General features: G+C 47.3%; 19 protein-coding genes and 1 pseudogene. 16 read left to right on the top strand and 4 right to left on the bottom strand.

Annotation, left to right across the window (positions count from 1 at the left end):
* The 7 genes from AB3G37_RS14965 to AB3G37_RS14935 all read left to right on the top strand — a co-directional run bounded on the left by AB3G37_RS14965 (position 1) and on the right by AB3G37_RS14935 (position 6642).
* Entirely contained in the window at positions 1 to 1479 is a 1479-nt protein-coding gene (locus AB3G37_RS14965; protein WP_369788312.1) for a DUF3383 domain-containing protein, read from the top strand.
* The gene (locus tag AB3G37_RS14960) at positions 1479 to 1922 is read left to right on the top strand and encodes a hypothetical protein (RefSeq protein WP_369788311.1); all 444 of its coding nucleotides are present in this window, start codon (positions 1479 to 1481) and stop codon (positions 1920 to 1922) included. Before AB3G37_RS14965 ends, AB3G37_RS14960 begins: the two co-directional genes overlap by 1 nt.
* 9 nt (positions 1923 to 1931) lie before the next feature.
* Positions 1932 to 2336 carry a hypothetical protein gene (locus AB3G37_RS14955; protein WP_369788310.1) on the top strand — a complete coding sequence of 135 codons (405 nt, stop codon included), beginning with the start codon at positions 1932 to 1934 and terminating at the stop codon, positions 2334 to 2336.
* A gap of 207 nt (positions 2337 to 2543) precedes the next feature.
* Positions 2544 to 4640: a lytic transglycosylase domain-containing protein gene (locus tag AB3G37_RS14950; RefSeq protein ID WP_369788309.1), complete on the top strand. Its 2097-nt coding sequence runs from the start codon at positions 2544 to 2546 to the stop codon at positions 4638 to 4640.
* Positions 4641 to 4643: 3 nt separating this feature from the next.
* On the top strand, positions 4644 to 5474 hold the full coding sequence (locus tag AB3G37_RS14945) for a hypothetical protein (protein ID WP_369788308.1): 831 nt from the start codon (positions 4644 to 4646) through the stop codon (positions 5472 to 5474).
* On the top strand, positions 5474 to 5785 hold the full coding sequence (locus AB3G37_RS14940; protein WP_369788307.1) for a hypothetical protein: 312 nt from the start codon (positions 5474 to 5476) through the stop codon (positions 5783 to 5785). The genes AB3G37_RS14945 and AB3G37_RS14940 overlap by 1 nt, the downstream gene beginning before the upstream one ends.
* Entirely contained in the window at positions 5782 to 6642 is an 861-nt protein-coding gene (locus AB3G37_RS14935) for a hypothetical protein (RefSeq protein ID WP_369788306.1), read from the top strand. The genes AB3G37_RS14940 and AB3G37_RS14935 overlap by 4 nt, the downstream gene beginning before the upstream one ends.
* Positions 6643 to 6889: 247 nt before the next feature.
* Here AB3G37_RS14935 and AB3G37_RS14930 read toward each other — a convergent pair.
* A protein-coding gene (locus AB3G37_RS14930; protein WP_369788052.1) for an IS3 family transposase occupies positions 6890 to 8058 on the bottom strand; the annotation gives its coding sequence in 2 pieces (ribosomal slippage) (positions 6890 to 7809 and positions 7809 to 8058; 1170 coding nt in all).
* 79 nt (positions 8059 to 8137) lie between these two features.
* On the opposite strand from AB3G37_RS14930, the pseudogene AB3G37_RS14925 reads away from it, so the two are divergent.
* Positions 8138 to 8263, top strand: a pseudogene (locus AB3G37_RS14925) (hypothetical protein); the annotation flags it as partial.
* A gap of 65 nt (positions 8264 to 8328) precedes the next feature.
* Positions 8329 to 8727, top strand: a complete 399-nt coding sequence (locus AB3G37_RS14920; RefSeq protein ID WP_369788305.1) for a hypothetical protein — start codon at positions 8329 to 8331, stop codon at positions 8725 to 8727.
* Positions 8728 to 8737: 10 nt separating this feature from the next.
* On the opposite strand, the gene AB3G37_RS14915 is transcribed toward AB3G37_RS14920, so the two are convergent.
* Entirely contained in the window at positions 8738 to 9274 is a 537-nt protein-coding gene (locus tag AB3G37_RS14915) for a hypothetical protein (RefSeq protein ID WP_369788304.1), read from the bottom strand.
* 51 nt (positions 9275 to 9325) lie between these two features.
* On the bottom strand, positions 9326 to 9685 hold the full coding sequence (locus tag AB3G37_RS14910; RefSeq protein WP_369788303.1) for an Arc family DNA-binding protein: 360 nt from the start codon (positions 9683 to 9685) through the stop codon (positions 9326 to 9328).
* Positions 9686 to 9801: 116 nt separating this feature from the next.
* On the opposite strand from AB3G37_RS14910, the gene AB3G37_RS14905 reads away from it, so the two are divergent.
* The 4 genes from AB3G37_RS14905 (at position 9802) to AB3G37_RS14890 (ending at position 12222) form a co-directional block, all read left to right on the top strand.
* A complete protein-coding gene (locus AB3G37_RS14905) occupies positions 9802 to 9975 on the top strand; it encodes an Arc family DNA-binding protein (RefSeq protein ID WP_369788302.1) in 174 nt (57 codons plus the stop codon).
* The gene (locus AB3G37_RS14900) at positions 9950 to 10927 is read left to right on the top strand and encodes a Bro-N domain-containing protein (protein WP_369788301.1); all 978 of its coding nucleotides are present in this window, start codon (positions 9950 to 9952) and stop codon (positions 10925 to 10927) included. The genes AB3G37_RS14905 and AB3G37_RS14900 overlap by 26 nt, the downstream gene beginning before the upstream one ends.
* A gap of 127 nt (positions 10928 to 11054) precedes the next feature.
* The gene (locus AB3G37_RS14895; RefSeq protein ID WP_369788300.1) at positions 11055 to 11822 is read left to right on the top strand and encodes a hypothetical protein; all 768 of its coding nucleotides are present in this window, start codon (positions 11055 to 11057) and stop codon (positions 11820 to 11822) included.
* Positions 11812 to 12222: a hypothetical protein gene (locus tag AB3G37_RS14890; protein ID WP_369788299.1), complete on the top strand. Its 411-nt coding sequence runs from the start codon at positions 11812 to 11814 to the stop codon at positions 12220 to 12222. Before AB3G37_RS14895 ends, AB3G37_RS14890 begins: the two co-directional genes overlap by 11 nt.
* 27 nt (positions 12223 to 12249) lie before the next feature.
* On the opposite strand, the gene AB3G37_RS14885 is transcribed toward AB3G37_RS14890, so the two are convergent.
* Entirely contained in the window at positions 12250 to 12609 is a 360-nt protein-coding gene (locus AB3G37_RS14885; protein ID WP_369788298.1) for an Arc family DNA-binding protein, read from the bottom strand.
* A 107-nt stretch (positions 12610 to 12716) separates the two neighbouring features.
* On the opposite strand from AB3G37_RS14885, the gene AB3G37_RS14880 reads away from it, so the two are divergent.
* The 3 genes from AB3G37_RS14880 (at position 12717) to AB3G37_RS14870 (ending at position 14409) form a co-directional block, all read left to right on the top strand.
* Positions 12717 to 12890 (top strand): Arc family DNA-binding protein, encoded by a 174-nt coding sequence (locus AB3G37_RS14880; RefSeq protein ID WP_369788297.1) that lies wholly within the window; start codon positions 12717 to 12719, stop codon positions 12888 to 12890.
* Complete coding sequence (locus tag AB3G37_RS14875; protein WP_369788296.1) at positions 12880 to 13599, top strand: P22AR C-terminal domain-containing protein; 720 nt, start codon at positions 12880 to 12882, stop codon at positions 13597 to 13599. The genes AB3G37_RS14880 and AB3G37_RS14875 overlap by 11 nt, the downstream gene beginning before the upstream one ends.
* An 81-nt stretch (positions 13600 to 13680) precedes the next feature.
* Entirely contained in the window at positions 13681 to 14409 is a 729-nt protein-coding gene (locus AB3G37_RS14870) for a phage antirepressor KilAC domain-containing protein (protein WP_369788295.1), read from the top strand.
* Position 14410: the final 1 nt, after the last annotated feature.

Raw genomic sequence — 14410 nt, 5'->3', positions numbered from 1 at the left:
ATGGCAATTCCATTAAGTAAAGACGTACAAATACTTCCGAGTGTGCTGGCAGCTGCGGGCAGTGCGGTAGATTTGAACGGCTTGATCCTGACTGACAGCGCATATGCTGCAGTTGGCAGCCTGTTGTCATTCAGCAGTACCTCAGACGTGACCGATTATTTTGGTTCTCAGTCGAATGAGGGCGCGATGGCCACGGTTTATTTTCAGGGTTACAACAACTGCACAAAAACGCCGGGCACCTTATATCTCTCACAGTTTAACTCTGAGGCAGTATCTGCGTGGTTGCGTTCCGGATCAATGGCCTCAGTCACCCTGGATGCGTTGAAGTTGTTCAGCGGTACGTTGGTGCTGACTGTTGACGGTACGCTAGTGACATCAACCACAATCACACTGTCTTCCGCAACAAGCTATGCAGCCGCAGCAGCGCTGATAGAAGCCGCACTGGGCAACGAAGTGACGGTGGTCTATGACACTACAGTGAAATCTTTCATTATCACCTCGGCGACCACGGGTGCTGACAGCACGATCACCTTTGCGTCTGGCACGCTCGCCGATAACCTGAAACTTTCCAGCACTCAGGGCGCGGTGATTTCTCAGGGTTCAGACATTGCCAATCCTACGGATACATTTAAGGCAATCCTTTCAGCATCTCAGGACTGGGCAGCATTCACTACCTCGTTTACCGCAACAACAGCACAGCATGTGGCATTCTCAGCGTGGGCCAGTGCACAGTCAGATCGCTTCGCTTACGCGGGATGGGCGCTGGAGAGTGATGCAACCACCACGGGCAGCACTGACACTTTCGCCTACCAGGTGATTAGCACATACGACTACGGCTCTGTTATCCCAGTCTATGGCGACCGCACCAAAGCGGCTAATGTTCTTGGCTTTGCCGCGGCATTGAATTTCGATGCAACCAACGGCCGCCGCACGCTGAAATATCGCGCACTGGATGGCCTGTCTGCCGATGTATCAGATTCTGATGATTACGACGCACTTGCGGCCAACGGATACAACTTCTATGGCCAATACACTTCAAACAACTTCAATGAGAAGTATTGGGCACCTGGCTCAATTACCGGCGACTTCAAGTGGGTAGATGCCTTCTTTGGGCAAGTATGGTTTAACGCTCAACTCCAACAGGATGTGATAACCCTGTTCATGAGTGACACCTACGTGCCATACAACGCTGCTGGCCGTGCGCAGATTGAAGCATCAATGGCAGACACCTTTGCACAGTTCCTGGCGTGGGGCGGCATGAGTACGGGCACGGACCTGAGCGCATCACAGATTTTGCAGATCAAGAACACTGTGGGTTCTGACATCTCAACCTCGCTGATTGCCAAAGGCTATTACCTGTATATCGGCCCGTTTACGGCAACCATGCGTTCGAATCGGACTACTCCATCATGCACGCTTTACTATTGTGACGGCGGCGCGGTCCAGAAACTCACTCTTGCTTCAGTTGAGGTTCAATAATGTCCAATACCATTACTTCCGCTGATGCAATCATGATGTTGACTGTGACTAACCTGTACACGACAGCGCAGCAGATTCAGGGGTTTGCGGCCGAGGATATCTTCGACACCGAGGCCTTAGAGTTGGCGCAGACCGTACGTGGCGCAGATGGTAAGTTGTCCGCAGGTTTTATCTATGGTGACCTGCCGCAAACCATCCATATCATGCCAGACAGCGATAGCCGCGTGATTTTCGACACCTGGGCAACCACCTCGCGCACTTCGGTAGCAGTATTCCGCTGCAACATGACGCTAATCCTGCCAGCAATAGGTCGCAAATACACGCTCACCAACGGCGTGCTGAAACGCTGGAAAGCAATGCCAGATGCCAAGCGTGTGCTTCAGGCATCCCAGGCGTTGATCGAATGGGAATCCATCACCGCTGAAGTCTATTCCGCCTCTTAAGGATAAATAATGGCTCGTAAAGAAAAAGTATTTACGGTTGAGGCGAAAGGCCGTGACGAGGGCAAGGTATTTCTGATTAAGGAAATGTCCGCTGATAAGGCTGAGTGGTGGGCGATCCGTGCCGGTATGGCAATGGCACGCAACGGCATTGAGGTGCCGGATGACTTCGCGCAGATGGGTATGGTGGCATTAGCCCAGCTGGGTCTGTCGCTGGTCGCAAAAATTCCACTCGACGAAGCTAAGCCGTTACTGGATGAGTTAATGGCCTGCGTGTCCATTATTCCTGACCCGGGCAACCCATCTGTCACCCGAGCAGATATCAATAACGACATCGAAGAGTTTACTACCAGGCTGAAATTGCGTGCAGAGGTGTTAAAGCTGCACGTGGATTTTATAACCGCCGTCGCCAGCTAGACATCCCACCTCAATTCACCGCAGACAAACCAAGAGGGCTCGTTGAATACACCAACGTAGCCCCGAACATAGCTGCAGTGGTGTCAGGGAAGTTGGCGACGAGGTATGAGCTTCAGACGGTCTATAGCTTAGAGGACATGTGGGACTTCCTCGAAATAATGAGCGTCGATAACCATAACGCCAAGGTGTGGCAGAAGGAAAGTGAGCATGGCTAACATTATTGACGCTCTGATTATCACGCTGGGCATTGACGCATCGAGCTTCAATTCGGGTCAGAAAAAAGTATCTGAAGACCTGAAGAAAACTGGAAAAGATGCTGATAAGACAGCCAAGGATATGGAGGCAGCCGGTAAGCGTGCGGCGTCTTTCTTTGGCTCAATCCGAACTGAAGTACTGGCTCTTGCCGGTGTAACGCTGACTTTGGGTGGTCTTAAGAATTTAGTTACCGGTACTGCTAATAGCCTTCAGCAACTTTCCATTCAGTCCAAAGCATTAGACATGTCCGGCAAGGAATTAGACGGCTGGAGCAAGTCCGCTATTGCTGCAGGATCAAGCGCAGAAAGCATTACTTCGGCGCTGATGGCGATGCAGAAAACCATGCAGTCTGCCCGTAATGGCGATTGGAGCGGGCCGCTGATTAACTCGCTCGGCCAGTTAAATAGCATGACCGGTATCAAGTTTGACGTTCTGCATGAAACGCCAGACCAGATTATGCGGAAGGTCATGGAGGCCTTACGTAAGTTGCCGTCGGATAAAGCCAGGGTTTATGCCCAGCAATTCGGCATCGATGATGCAATCTTACAAAGAGATCGTGCCGGAACAGGGAAGGGAGAGTTTGTTGGTAATGTTGATAAATTTACCGCTTCTTCGGGGTATACGGATTCCGGCGCAGAGGCTGCCAGAAAGTTTAATGTCCAGTGGACTATCGTTCAGCAGAACCTTGAAAAAACCCGCGACTTACTTTTTGCAGCGTTAATCCCATACATCGACCAGTTCAACAATGCTCTCATCCAATTCAGCAACTGGATTAACACTCACCCAAAAGAAATCCATGATGCCATTAAGCAGATAGGCGATGCTTTTAGCGAAGTAGTCAAATTTGCCAATCAGGGTGCTGATAGCGTTGGTGGCTGGAAAACCGCTATTGAAATTCTTGTAGGTGCAGCAGTAGGCGGTAAGCTTCTGTCACTTTTCACAGGTTTGAGTTCTTCATTACTGGGGCCTGCAGGGTTGATTGCAGCACTTCTCGCTCTTCAGGCGCTAGTTGTTAAGCCGTATGAAGATGCTCACCCAGAGCTAAAAAATAACCCAGTTGCTAAAACATTAAATGACCTTCCAGGCACGGATTCTGTTGGGGCTGCTGGAGAGGATTTTAGATCATGGCTACAGCGGCATACTGGCATTCAACTGCCAACGGCCGATAGCGGTTCTTTTGAAGCGGTTATGCAGCAAGCAAAAGACTTCTTTAGCGGCGACTGGGCAGCCAGAAATGCCACCGATCCTGATTTGTCTGACACACCGCCTACTGTAGGCAGTGGGAAGTTTCCTGCTTGGTTGATACCGCATGCAGGAAATGATGGGTTATTTCCCTCTGGTGGGCTGGCAGGTAGTGGCGAAGTTCCGCAAAGAGCGCAATCAAGCAAAGTCTCAGGGGCGGGTTCCAGCCTGCTGCAATGGATGAGCTCACAGTTCGGTGCTCTCGAGGCCAAGTACAGCCTTCCAACCGGATTGTTGAACAGCGTTGCCACAACCGAGTCTGGGGGGAATCAGTTCGCTGTTTCCGGTGCAGGTGCCAAAGGGTTGTTTCAGTTCATGGATGGCACCGCAAAAGATATGGGGCTACAGGGCAATGACGTTTTCGACCCGAAAAAGTCAGCAGAGGCTGCGGCTAAATATCTGGCTCAATTACTCAAGGCAACACATGGAAATCTTAATGAGGCGCTAGCAGCATACAATTGGGGGCTAGGCAACGTACAGCGTAAAGGGCTGGATAATGCACCCGAAGAAACCCGCAATTATGTGCCAAAAGTTCTGTCTGGATTGAGGTTCTTAAATAGGCCGAAAGATGATGCTGAGCGTGCTCCTAAAGTTCTTGCTGGGGTAACGACAGGTGCGGCAGCTGCGGCGAATTATCACAGCAACCACACGTATACCACGAGTAGTGAGTCGTCATCGCAATACATCAGCATTAATCGGGTTGATGTTCAGAGCAATGCCAAAACGGTTCCTGAATTAGCTACTGACCTTCGCGGCGCGGTGAATCGCCAAACTATCGTTCTTACCAAAACAACAGGGCAGGGTTAAAGCATGGCGTTTTCACTGAACGAAACAACGCTGCTCAGCGCGGTGAAAAGTGGCAGCATCCTCTCTATTGTCAATAGCACGCTGGCCCCTGGGTATGGGATTTACTATGCGACAGTCCAAAAAGATTCAACGAGTATTGTTGGGTCGAAGGTCTTTAGCCCAACCTCATGGATTTCTGTTGAGAAGGTGGCCGACGCGTCGATTGTAAATTCGCCAATCGAGCAGGGAAGTTATAGTTCCTATAACAAAGTTAAGCGTCCACCAGGCGTCAGAGCGGTATTCACCCTTGAGGGGCTTACGGGGTTTTCTGGAGCTATTCCTAACGTTACCAACTTATCGTTACTCAGCAGAACTAACCTCATCGCAACTCTGGATGACATGATCGCCAGTGCGAATACTTACGACATTGAGACGCCAGATACCGTTTATACCGGTTATGACCTCGAGCGTTACGATTTCAAGGTGGATGCAAAGAGTGGTGTCACCATGCTTACGGTCGAGGCAAGTTTTCAGGCTGTATTAACAGAGGCAGAAGTGACGCTAAGTAGTGACCAGCAAGGTGCTATCACAGATAAAAACCAAAATGGTCCTGGCACGCTGAAGAAGGTACCCGGACAGGCGGCCAGCAAAGCTGTAACGCTGGACTCTGTTAAGGCCGCATGGAATAGCGGAACAACCTCTCTTTCATCATCCCTTTCCACCACAGCAACCTATGTGGAGAACGGGTTGCAAAGCGCGGTGGATACAGTCAATACGGCCTATACGAAGGCCACTGACAGCGCCTCAATGCAACTTAAAGACGGCATCACCACTCTCGCTAAGGTCATTACATAATGATTGAAATTACACTTTCACCCATTAAGGGCCAGTCACTCACCGCGGTGATAAATGGGCAAAGTTGCCGCATCGACCTGGCTCAGCGCTCAACCGGCCTGTTCATGGATTTGTATCTGAACGAGAACCCTGTTTTTCAGGGGGTCATCTGCCTGAACTGTAACTGGATGGTCAGATATCCTTATCTCGGCTTCTCAGGCGATCTGTTCTTCGCAGACATGGAAGGTTCCGACGACCCAGATTGGATGGGCTTGGGCACACGCTTCAAGCTTTTCTACATGACTGATGAAGAGAAGGCGTCCGCTGAATGACGTACCAGAAACGCGATATAACCTACGAGTTCACGCTTGCTCAGGGAACGTTTGATGATTCAAGTAACACCCTGACGATCAGCAACTGCAAATCAGAGTTGACGCTCGGAGCATACGGCAGCTCAGCGGGGAACCAACTGAACCTGAAGATATATGGGCTCAGCCTGGAGTATATGGCAAAGCTCTCGTATAAGGGCCAGTTGGGCCTGGGTATTGCTCAGAACCTGATGAAAGTGACGGTTAACGACCAGGTGCTTTTTCTGGGGACAATCGTGGCGGCCTATTCAGACTTCAACCAAATGCCCGATGCGCCGCTTATACTTGACGCGCGTGCTACAGGTTATGAGCAAAGTGTTGTGTGTGCTCCCACCTTTAAAAAGGGTCCTGCCAATGTCGCTGACATGATTGCCGCGTTGGCAAAGTTGATGGGCTACAGTTTTTCAAATAATGGAGTCACAACTGTTGAAGACAGCCCGCATTACAACGGAAGCGCTGTAGACCAGATAAACGCTATAGCTAAAAATAACGGTATAGAGCTTGATATGAGGCAAGGCTCGATAACAATTTGGCCTGAAGATGGGGCTAGAGACACGACAAAATTGTTTGTTTCTCCAGAGTCTGGACTAATCGGATATCCTTACTTTGCAATGCAAGGGATAAATTTCACGACCATGTTTAGCAGCGAATTAATTTACGGGCGTGAGGTTGAGTTAAAAACGGATCTTCCTGACGCATCCGGCGATTACATCATTAAGCAAGGGACTACACATTACCTATCCACCTGGGTGGAAGGTGGCCCCTGGTTTACCATGGTCGTAGCTGGCCCAAAAATCGCATTCCAAGGAAATAACGCATGAGTAACCCCGTAAATTTCACCGCGCAGGATATTTCATGCGATTCAAACGCCAATGATTTTGCTATGAAGATTTTTTTAAGCAGCCATTCATTTATCAACATTGTCACTGTTGAAGCTGTAGATGAGGACGCCAAGACAGTAGATGTAAAAAAACTAGTTTATGGAATGACCGCAGATAAAAAGAAAATTGAAAATGGGCTTATATGTAACATTCCTTACCTTCAAACCCAATCAGGGAAGTGTAGTGGTCAACAAAAACTGGCCACCGCGTTAGAGTTTTTCCAGTATCGGTTTTCCGATTCGTTTGGTGGTAACCCACCATTATATTCGTGCGGTCTTAGTACACTGTAATATCCAACGATATAGTCCGTTATGGCGTGAGCTGCATCGCTGAAGCTTACGTAACCCGTCACCGGCACCCATTCGTTCTTCAGACTCCTGAAGAAGCGCTCCATTGGGCTGTTATCCCAGCAGTTTCCGCGCCGGCTCATACTCTGTCTGATCCTGTATCGCCACAGTAACTGCCGGAACTGCCTGCTTGTATAATGACTACCCTGGTCGCTGTGGAACATCACCCCGACGGGCTTACCGCGAGTTTCCCATGCCATTTCCAGCGCTTTCATGGTGAGTCTGCTGTCCGGCGAGAACGACATTGCCCAACCCACTGGTTTTCTTGCGAACAGGTCGAGAACAACGGCGAGGTACGCCCAGCGTTTACCTGTCCAGATATAGGTCACATCACCGCACCACACCTGGTTGGGCTCCGTTACGGCGAACTGTCGCTCAAGATGGTTCGGGATAGCAACGTGCTCATGACCGCCACGTTTATACCGGTGAGTCGGCTGCTGGCAACTGACCAGTCCCAGCTCTTTCATGAGCCTGCCAGCAAGCCAGCGCCCCATCTGGTAGCCTCTCTGGGTTGCCATTGTGGCGATGCTTCTTGCTCCGGCCGAACCGTGGCTGATGCCATGCAGCTCAAGTACCTGACTGCGTAATATAGCCCGTCTGCCGTCTGGCTTTTCAGGACGGTTTTTCCAGTATTTGTAGCTGCTGCGATGAACCCCGAACACATGGCAGAGTGTGGCCACAGGATAACGCGCCCTGAGTTTCCCGATTATCGAGAACTGTTCAGGGAGTCTGACATCAAGAGCGCGGTAGCCTTTTTTAATATTTCATTTTCCATTTCAATACGTTGCATCTTCTTCCTGAGCTCACGTATTTCGATTTGTTCCGGCGTTATCGGGGAAGCTTTTGGCGTTTTGCCCTGACGCTCATCACGCAGTTGTTTGACCCATTTCGTCATCGTGGAAAGACCTACATCCATAGCCTTAGCGGCATCAGAGACGGTGTAGTTTTGATCGACAACCAGCTGAGCAGATTCGCGTTTGAATTCAGGACTAAAATTTCTTCTTTTCATTGGAGCACCTGTGTTGTTCTGAGGTGAGCATATCACCTCTGTTCAGGTGGCCAAATTCAGTAAACCACTTCAGGCGGTTAATATAAACGGTCTAAAAATTCTTTCCGATGGGCGTCTTCAGCTTGTTGATGGATCCATAGTTGACGGCCATGTTCATGGCGGTGTTGAGCAAGGTGATAGCAGTACCTCACCACTTTCCCCGTAATTGCTATTAATTGCTCTTACTGAATTGTATGATTTCCAGTAGATAACCATTCAGGGAGTGACGCTGTGAAAATTGCTTTTATAACCGCTATCCCAATCGCCCTCGCTTCATTTCAGGCATTAAGCGAAAACCAACTGGATCATAACCTTCGAACTTACTGCTTCAAAGCTGTAGAGCTCTCTGCCTACTCAGCCGAGGCGGCAATGGGATATCCCGGAGCTAAAGATGACGCCTATGGCTTTGGTGATTCACTGGATATGACAAAGGCAGAGGTAGATCGGGTCATTAACTACTACAGCCACAACCGCGATATAGCATCCAAGTTGGCCGCAGTGAAAAAGATGGATATGGACTCACAAACCTACATTGAGCGGTCAATGGCTCAAAATTGTATGGAAGAGCCAGTGAAGTACATACCAAGCTACACGCGCTTGGTTAAGCAGGGGATACTGCCGAAGTTCTGAAAAAACTCTGCTATTTCTTGCCGAAAAATTTATCAAACATTCGTGAAATAAGCGGTTTATTCTCTTTCGTTAATTCGGGGATTATCATCGTCATATCGCAGTTGCAACCAAATTCAATGCCCGGGAAAGATTTTCCGTAATCGAAAATGATGCCTTCTGAGATTTCAAACTGACGACCATTCACAGCCTGGTGCGCTGTGCGGTTGACGGAGATGCAGGTCGATCTAAAAGTCCACTGACAGAGAGATGCATTGGCACTCTTAGCGATTAGTAAAGACCTAATGGATGCTGCTCTTGCCCTAAACGAATTGGCGATAATGGATGCCTGCTTTTTATCGATCCTATAATAATCTTGTAGATTTTTATGGAAAGCGTAGGCATTAAAACCGCGATTATCAGCCGAGTTGAAGAACTCGTCCATCTTTGTGAGTTTCGTGTTTTTACTTTTAGGATTAAAGGCGATTAAATCGTCAGTTATCTTTTCAGAAGCTTCGAGAGTCAGTCCAGTCAGAGTGACTACAGCTTGCAAAAGGTCCTGTCTTACCATTGATATCCCTTACTATAAATGCCTAAGCGACTTCTATCATCAGTAGCCCACTCAGGTGGGCTTTTTTACTTTTAATTCTCTAATTAATTCAATTATCTGCTTTAATTGTGCATTTTCTTTCTCTATGCGAATAGTTACGGCTTCAGCCGCACTAAGAAGAACTGACTCCACCTCTTCTTTCAAATCATCATCAGTGGAGTACATGCTATCTGATTTCATTAAGTTAGCGATTTCGTCAGCAGCAGTCCCATCCATGCTAGAAACAAAAATATGACTGGCTAGTGCCTCGATAATCTCAGAGTTCATTGATCTGCCATTTTTCTTAGCGCGTTCCGCAACGGCTTCGCGCATCCCGTCAGGGAATCTGACAGTGAACCTTTCAATTAATGTTGAATCTTCTTTTTTAGTCATTCTTTAGAACCATAATTATTTTCTAAAATCACGATAGCATCATATTGACATTACCCACAATGACATCATAATGGTGTCAGGCATCAAAATGATGCTATTACGAAAGGGGAACAAAAATGCAAGACGTATTATATACCGGACGGAAGAACGACAGCTTTCAGCTTCGCCTTCCAGAACGCATGAAAGAAGATATCCGCCGGATGGCTGAAATGGATGGAATTTCGATTAATTCTGCGATTGTACAGCGACTAGCTAAGAGTTTGCGTGAAGAGCGAAGTGATGTGCAGTAAAAATGACAAAACCCCAATCGCGCCAACGACTGAGGTTTTTGAATCAACCAACCCAGCAAAGGTAATTGATATGTCAAGATCTAATGTAGCAGAAGCTAAAAATGATTTCACCATCTTTAAGTTCGGCGATAGCGATATTCGTGTCATTGATAAAAATGGTGAGCCTTGGTTTGTGGCTAAAGATGTTTGTGATGCGATTGGCATTGCTAACAACCGCGATGCCCTAAACAAGCTTGATGATGAGGAAAAGGTGACTGTCGGTTTAACCGACGCTCAGGCAGGTAGCGGAATGCAGAGCATTTCCTTGGTTTCAGAATCCGGCATGTATACTCTGGTTCTTCGCTGCCGGGATGCTGTAAATAAAGGCTCCGTTCCGCATGCATTCCGCAAGTGGGTAACAGCTGAAGTTCTGCCAGCTATTCGTAAGCACGGTGTTTATGAAAAGCCGATAGCCATAAAGAAAAATCACCAGTCTTCGGCCACGCAACTAACTCCGCTGCGCCAGACCGCAGAACGCCTGATCACCACAGGGCTGGGGAGAATTTACCCTGATATCTGGAAGTTTGTTCATAAGAAATTTGAGATAGAGCATATTCATCAACTGCAACCTACCCAGATTGGGGAGGCGGTAGAGTATTTGACTGCTTTGGAGGGCGAGTATCTTGCCAAGCAGGGCAAGCAAATGTCATTGCCAATATCTTACCCAATGTCCTATTACGATAAGTATCGCTGGATAATAGGTAACGAGGATCTTTCGTCGCCAACTCGATACCCTGCAAAATTGCTTGAGCTAGGGGGAGACTACCCAAACCCTCTTGGCCGCATGCTGGGTGAGATGAAACAAATGGGGTATGAGGTTGAAGCTGCTCTTTTCCAGTTGCTTTCCTTGCAGCATCATCTTGAAGTGATGCGCCAGAGAATTGAACGAGTTGAAAGAGCAATCATGCGGTAATTAATCCCGTCAAACCAAGCCCACTATGTGGGCTTTGTTAGTCGTCAGTGTAACTGTTTAAATTCACATCTAATTGCAATTATGTCTCCATGATAGATTTGGGTATTCTCCTAACGGTCCAAGCCCTATGCCTAACCTAGCATTTAGAAGTTCAGACGAAATCATTGATCCTTTATTCGAACAGTTGGCCCATCCTGATGACTCGGTGTCTGTGGCGATGCTCGAAAAGCTAATACCCACGCTGCCAATTGAATATCAAAGGTATGTTGCGTATGGCATCACCAGCCTGATAAAAGATGATGAATATCAAGCGGTTACTTTTTTTGATATGGCTTTTTCCGCGAGCCCGCAAGAAAATAAAGTGTTTGTCCTTAGTAATGCCGCAGCTTCGCTAGGTGTTAGCAAAAGATACAGGAGAGAATTAATCTTCCTTAGGAAATCTCTGCAACTAAATAGCCCTAAATTGCTTAAGTACGCATCCCATATCGCTGCCAGGTGGTGCGAGTTTGGGATGCTCAAAGACATCGAAAGCAAACTGATGCAACTAAAATCGGAAAGCATCCTGAGCGATGATGAGGACATAAATAAAATGTTTAATGAATCTAATAAGATGCTTTCTATTTTAGGTGAAGCCTCTGAAAGTGAAAGGGAAAGCTTGAATTTAGCTGCTAACTTGGTGCAAAAACTCGCAGAGGACGAAGGGTTGCCTGTTTTCGATACTAGGGTGTGGAAGGATTCCGAGGATTGCTACTGCTATGCGTTTTATCTGCATGAGGATTATCATGATCGATTCCGAGAGCTTGATGAAAAACTAGATCGCCTAATTATTGATTCTATGCTGGATTATACGCACGTAACTCCCGTCATTTTCTTTGGAGGTGCGCATGCCAGTTAAGCCGAACGATTTTTTAGATTTTGCTAAAGGCATCTCAACAAAGAATGAGATAGGGGTGAGAAATGCGGTGAGCAGGGCCTATTACGCAATGTATACCCATGCGGCGCATACCTACGGGTTGTTGTGCAGGAAGGACAGCAGCCTTAAAAAGAAAGGCTCGCATGAAAGAATGGCTGAATACTTAAAGCATAACCTTCCAAGAGATCATAACTATCCCCAGTCGAATTGTGAGGAACTGTCCTTGCAGCTAACCAAAGTCAAACTTAGGCGGCATGCAGCCGATTATCGCTTGCATGAGAAAATGAATGAAAGTGAAGGCAGCGAGGCTATCTCGGCTGCATCTAAATTCATAAGTTTGATGGATAAACTTGCGATGACAATTCCCGTGAACACCAAGTAAATTTATACCAACAGAATAACAGCCCACTCAGGTGGGCTTTTTGTTGAGGTCTGTCAACTCAAACCTTTCGCCTAGAATTTTTATTAGCCTTCTTCGATGTTCGTCACTTTCGCGAAGTAAAGCTGCAGCAAACGAATCTTCTTTTTCTAGGTTATTAAGATAATCATTACGCTCAGCTTCAGACTTAAGTGAGGCAATCACTGATTCATGATCTGTGAATTGATCTAATTCACGGTCGATATTATCACCGTCTAAAGCATCCTGAAGAATTTGCACGATCTCGGAGTTCATTGATCGCCCATTAGCCTTTGCTCTTTCAGAAACTGCCTCTCTTAACTCATCTGGCATTCTCAAACCAAATGGGGCGATGTTTCTCATACCTTTCATTGTGACACCTCATTATTCTGATATCACAGTGTAACCACAAATTTATTGACAAGATAGAAACACGGTGTAATGATTACACGGTGATATCAACATGAATCGGAGGTGATATGAGTGAAGTCCTTTATACCGAGAAGAAAAGTGAAAATTTTATGCTTCGTTTGCCTCTGCGAATGAAGGATGAAATACGACGCATGGCGGAGATGGATGGGATTTCTATCAATTCAGCGATTGTGCAGAGATTGGCGCGTTGCTTGAGAGAGGAGCGCTCTAATGCAGCGTAGAAACAGTGAAGCCCCAACTACTTGCGATAGTCAGGGCTTCGGCGTCAGTAACTTTAAGCGAGTAACCAACATGAAAAGTATAGCGAATTCAGAACTTAATTTCCACGGTGTTAGCCTGTCGCCAGTTGCACAGATGAACGATACTTGGCTGACATCTGCCGACTTAGCAAGAGCGCTAGGATATGCATCAAGTAAGAGCGTATCCACGATTTACTCCCGTAACTCAGATGAATTCACAGGCAGCATGTCAATGGTCATCAAAATGATGACCAACGGGATAAACAACAACTTACGTGAAAAAAGTGTCCGAGTGTTCTCACTTCGCGGCTGTCACCTGATTGCGATGTTCGCAACAACCGACAAGGCCAAAGAATTCCGTCGCTGGGTACTCGACATTCTGGATCGCGAAGTTTCAGATTCCCCTATCGCTAAACAATTCACCGACGAAGAACTTATCAACCTTTCTTATATGTGGGTGTGGATGGATAAAAGCCGAAGAGTGGCCAAACAGGTTTACCCGGCGCTGAAACAGTTAGCATCAGCGCACCATGGCTTCTTCTATGATATGGCCAATGAAAGCCACTACATGATCGATAAGGCACGAGCGAGCTTGGTTCGCGAAACTGAGAATATCGACATGAATGGATTTCACGCTAGGAACGCGCAAGGGATGCTGGATCGTTTAAATGGCAAGGAAGGTGTTCACTGAAATGCGTATTTGATGATGCAAAAAGAAAAACCGCCAATGTGGAGTTGGCGGTCTACATCAACAAACTGAAAGGTTAAATCAATGCTTAAAGCTAATTTAGCAGTACAGAGCGGAAATGTCACTATGTCCAGCCTGGAAATCGCTGCACTGGTTAGTAAGCGCCACGACAACGTTAAAAGAACCATTGAAACACTGGTTGAGAAGGGGGTTGTAACTTCTCCTCAAATTGAGGAAAAGGCTACAGCAGGTCGCCCAGTAGTCTATTACCTTTTCAAAGGCGAACAAGGAAAGCGAGACAGTATTGTGGTGGTTGCTCAACTCTCCCCAGAGTTTACAGCTAAGCTGGTTGACCGCTGGCAGGAGCTTGAAAAGCAGATTGCCTCACCAATATTCGACCCAATGGCTGCGCTGAATGACGCTGAATTCCTGCGCGGAACATTGTTGACCTACAGCGAAAAAGTGATAGCGCTGGAACATAAGGTTGAAGAAATGAAGCCTGATGTTGAGGCGCTGGATCGCATTGCAAAAGCGGATGGCAGTATGTGCATTACCAATGCAGCTAAACACTTGCAGGTGCAGCCAAAGTTCTTGTTTAAAATGATGTCTGAAGGCCATTGGATTTATCGACGTGCTGGCGGAAAAACTTGGCTGGCTTATCAAGATCGCATTCAGTCCGGCGTACTTGAGCACAAAGTTACTACTGTCGAGCGCTCTGATGGTAGCGAGAAGGTGGTCGAGCAGGTTCTTGTCACGGCTAAAGGTTTAACCAAACTTTCAAAAATGATCGGAATTGGTGGGGTGGCAGCTTAAT

It is taken from the genome of Rouxiella sp. WC2420, assembly GCF_041200025.1.
Classification (GTDB): Bacteria; Pseudomonadota; Gammaproteobacteria; order Enterobacterales; family Enterobacteriaceae; genus Rouxiella.
The sequence above is the reverse complement of the archived record's forward strand: the minus strand, read 5'-3'. Positions and strand labels throughout refer to the sequence as shown.

Excerpts from the sequence above, each read along its gene's own strand:
- AB3G37_RS14965 (WP_369788312.1), top strand. The coding sequence starts at position 1 with ATGGCAATTCCATTAAGTAAAGACGTACAAATACTTCCGAGTGTGCTG.
- AB3G37_RS14960 (WP_369788311.1), top strand. The coding sequence starts at position 1,479 with ATGTCCAATACCATTACTTCCGCTGATGCAATCATGATGTTGACTGTG.
- AB3G37_RS14955 (WP_369788310.1), top strand. The coding sequence starts at position 1,932 with ATGGCTCGTAAAGAAAAAGTATTTACGGTTGAGGCGAAAGGCCGTGAC.
- AB3G37_RS14950 (WP_369788309.1), top strand. The coding sequence starts at position 2,544 with ATGGCTAACATTATTGACGCTCTGATTATCACGCTGGGCATTGACGCA.
- AB3G37_RS14945 (WP_369788308.1), top strand. The coding sequence starts at position 4,644 with ATGGCGTTTTCACTGAACGAAACAACGCTGCTCAGCGCGGTGAAAAGT.
- AB3G37_RS14940 (WP_369788307.1), top strand. The coding sequence starts at position 5,474 with ATGATTGAAATTACACTTTCACCCATTAAGGGCCAGTCACTCACCGCG.
- AB3G37_RS14935 (WP_369788306.1), top strand. The coding sequence starts at position 5,782 with ATGACGTACCAGAAACGCGATATAACCTACGAGTTCACGCTTGCTCAG.
- AB3G37_RS14915 (WP_369788304.1), bottom strand. The coding sequence starts at position 9,274 with ATGGTAAGACAGGACCTTTTGCAAGCTGTAGTCACTCTGACTGGACTG.
- AB3G37_RS14910 (WP_369788303.1), bottom strand. The coding sequence starts at position 9,685 with ATGACTAAAAAAGAAGATTCAACATTAATTGAAAGGTTCACTGTCAGA.
- AB3G37_RS14905 (WP_369788302.1), top strand. The coding sequence starts at position 9,802 with ATGCAAGACGTATTATATACCGGACGGAAGAACGACAGCTTTCAGCTT.
- AB3G37_RS14895 (WP_369788300.1), top strand. The coding sequence starts at position 11,055 with ATGCCTAACCTAGCATTTAGAAGTTCAGACGAAATCATTGATCCTTTA.
- AB3G37_RS14890 (WP_369788299.1), top strand. The coding sequence starts at position 11,812 with ATGCCAGTTAAGCCGAACGATTTTTTAGATTTTGCTAAAGGCATCTCA.
- AB3G37_RS14885 (WP_369788298.1), bottom strand. The coding sequence starts at position 12,609 with ATGAAAGGTATGAGAAACATCGCCCCATTTGGTTTGAGAATGCCAGAT.
- AB3G37_RS14880 (WP_369788297.1), top strand. The coding sequence starts at position 12,717 with ATGAGTGAAGTCCTTTATACCGAGAAGAAAAGTGAAAATTTTATGCTT.
- AB3G37_RS14875 (WP_369788296.1), top strand. The coding sequence starts at position 12,880 with ATGCAGCGTAGAAACAGTGAAGCCCCAACTACTTGCGATAGTCAGGGC.
- AB3G37_RS14870 (WP_369788295.1), top strand. The coding sequence starts at position 13,681 with ATGCTTAAAGCTAATTTAGCAGTACAGAGCGGAAATGTCACTATGTCC.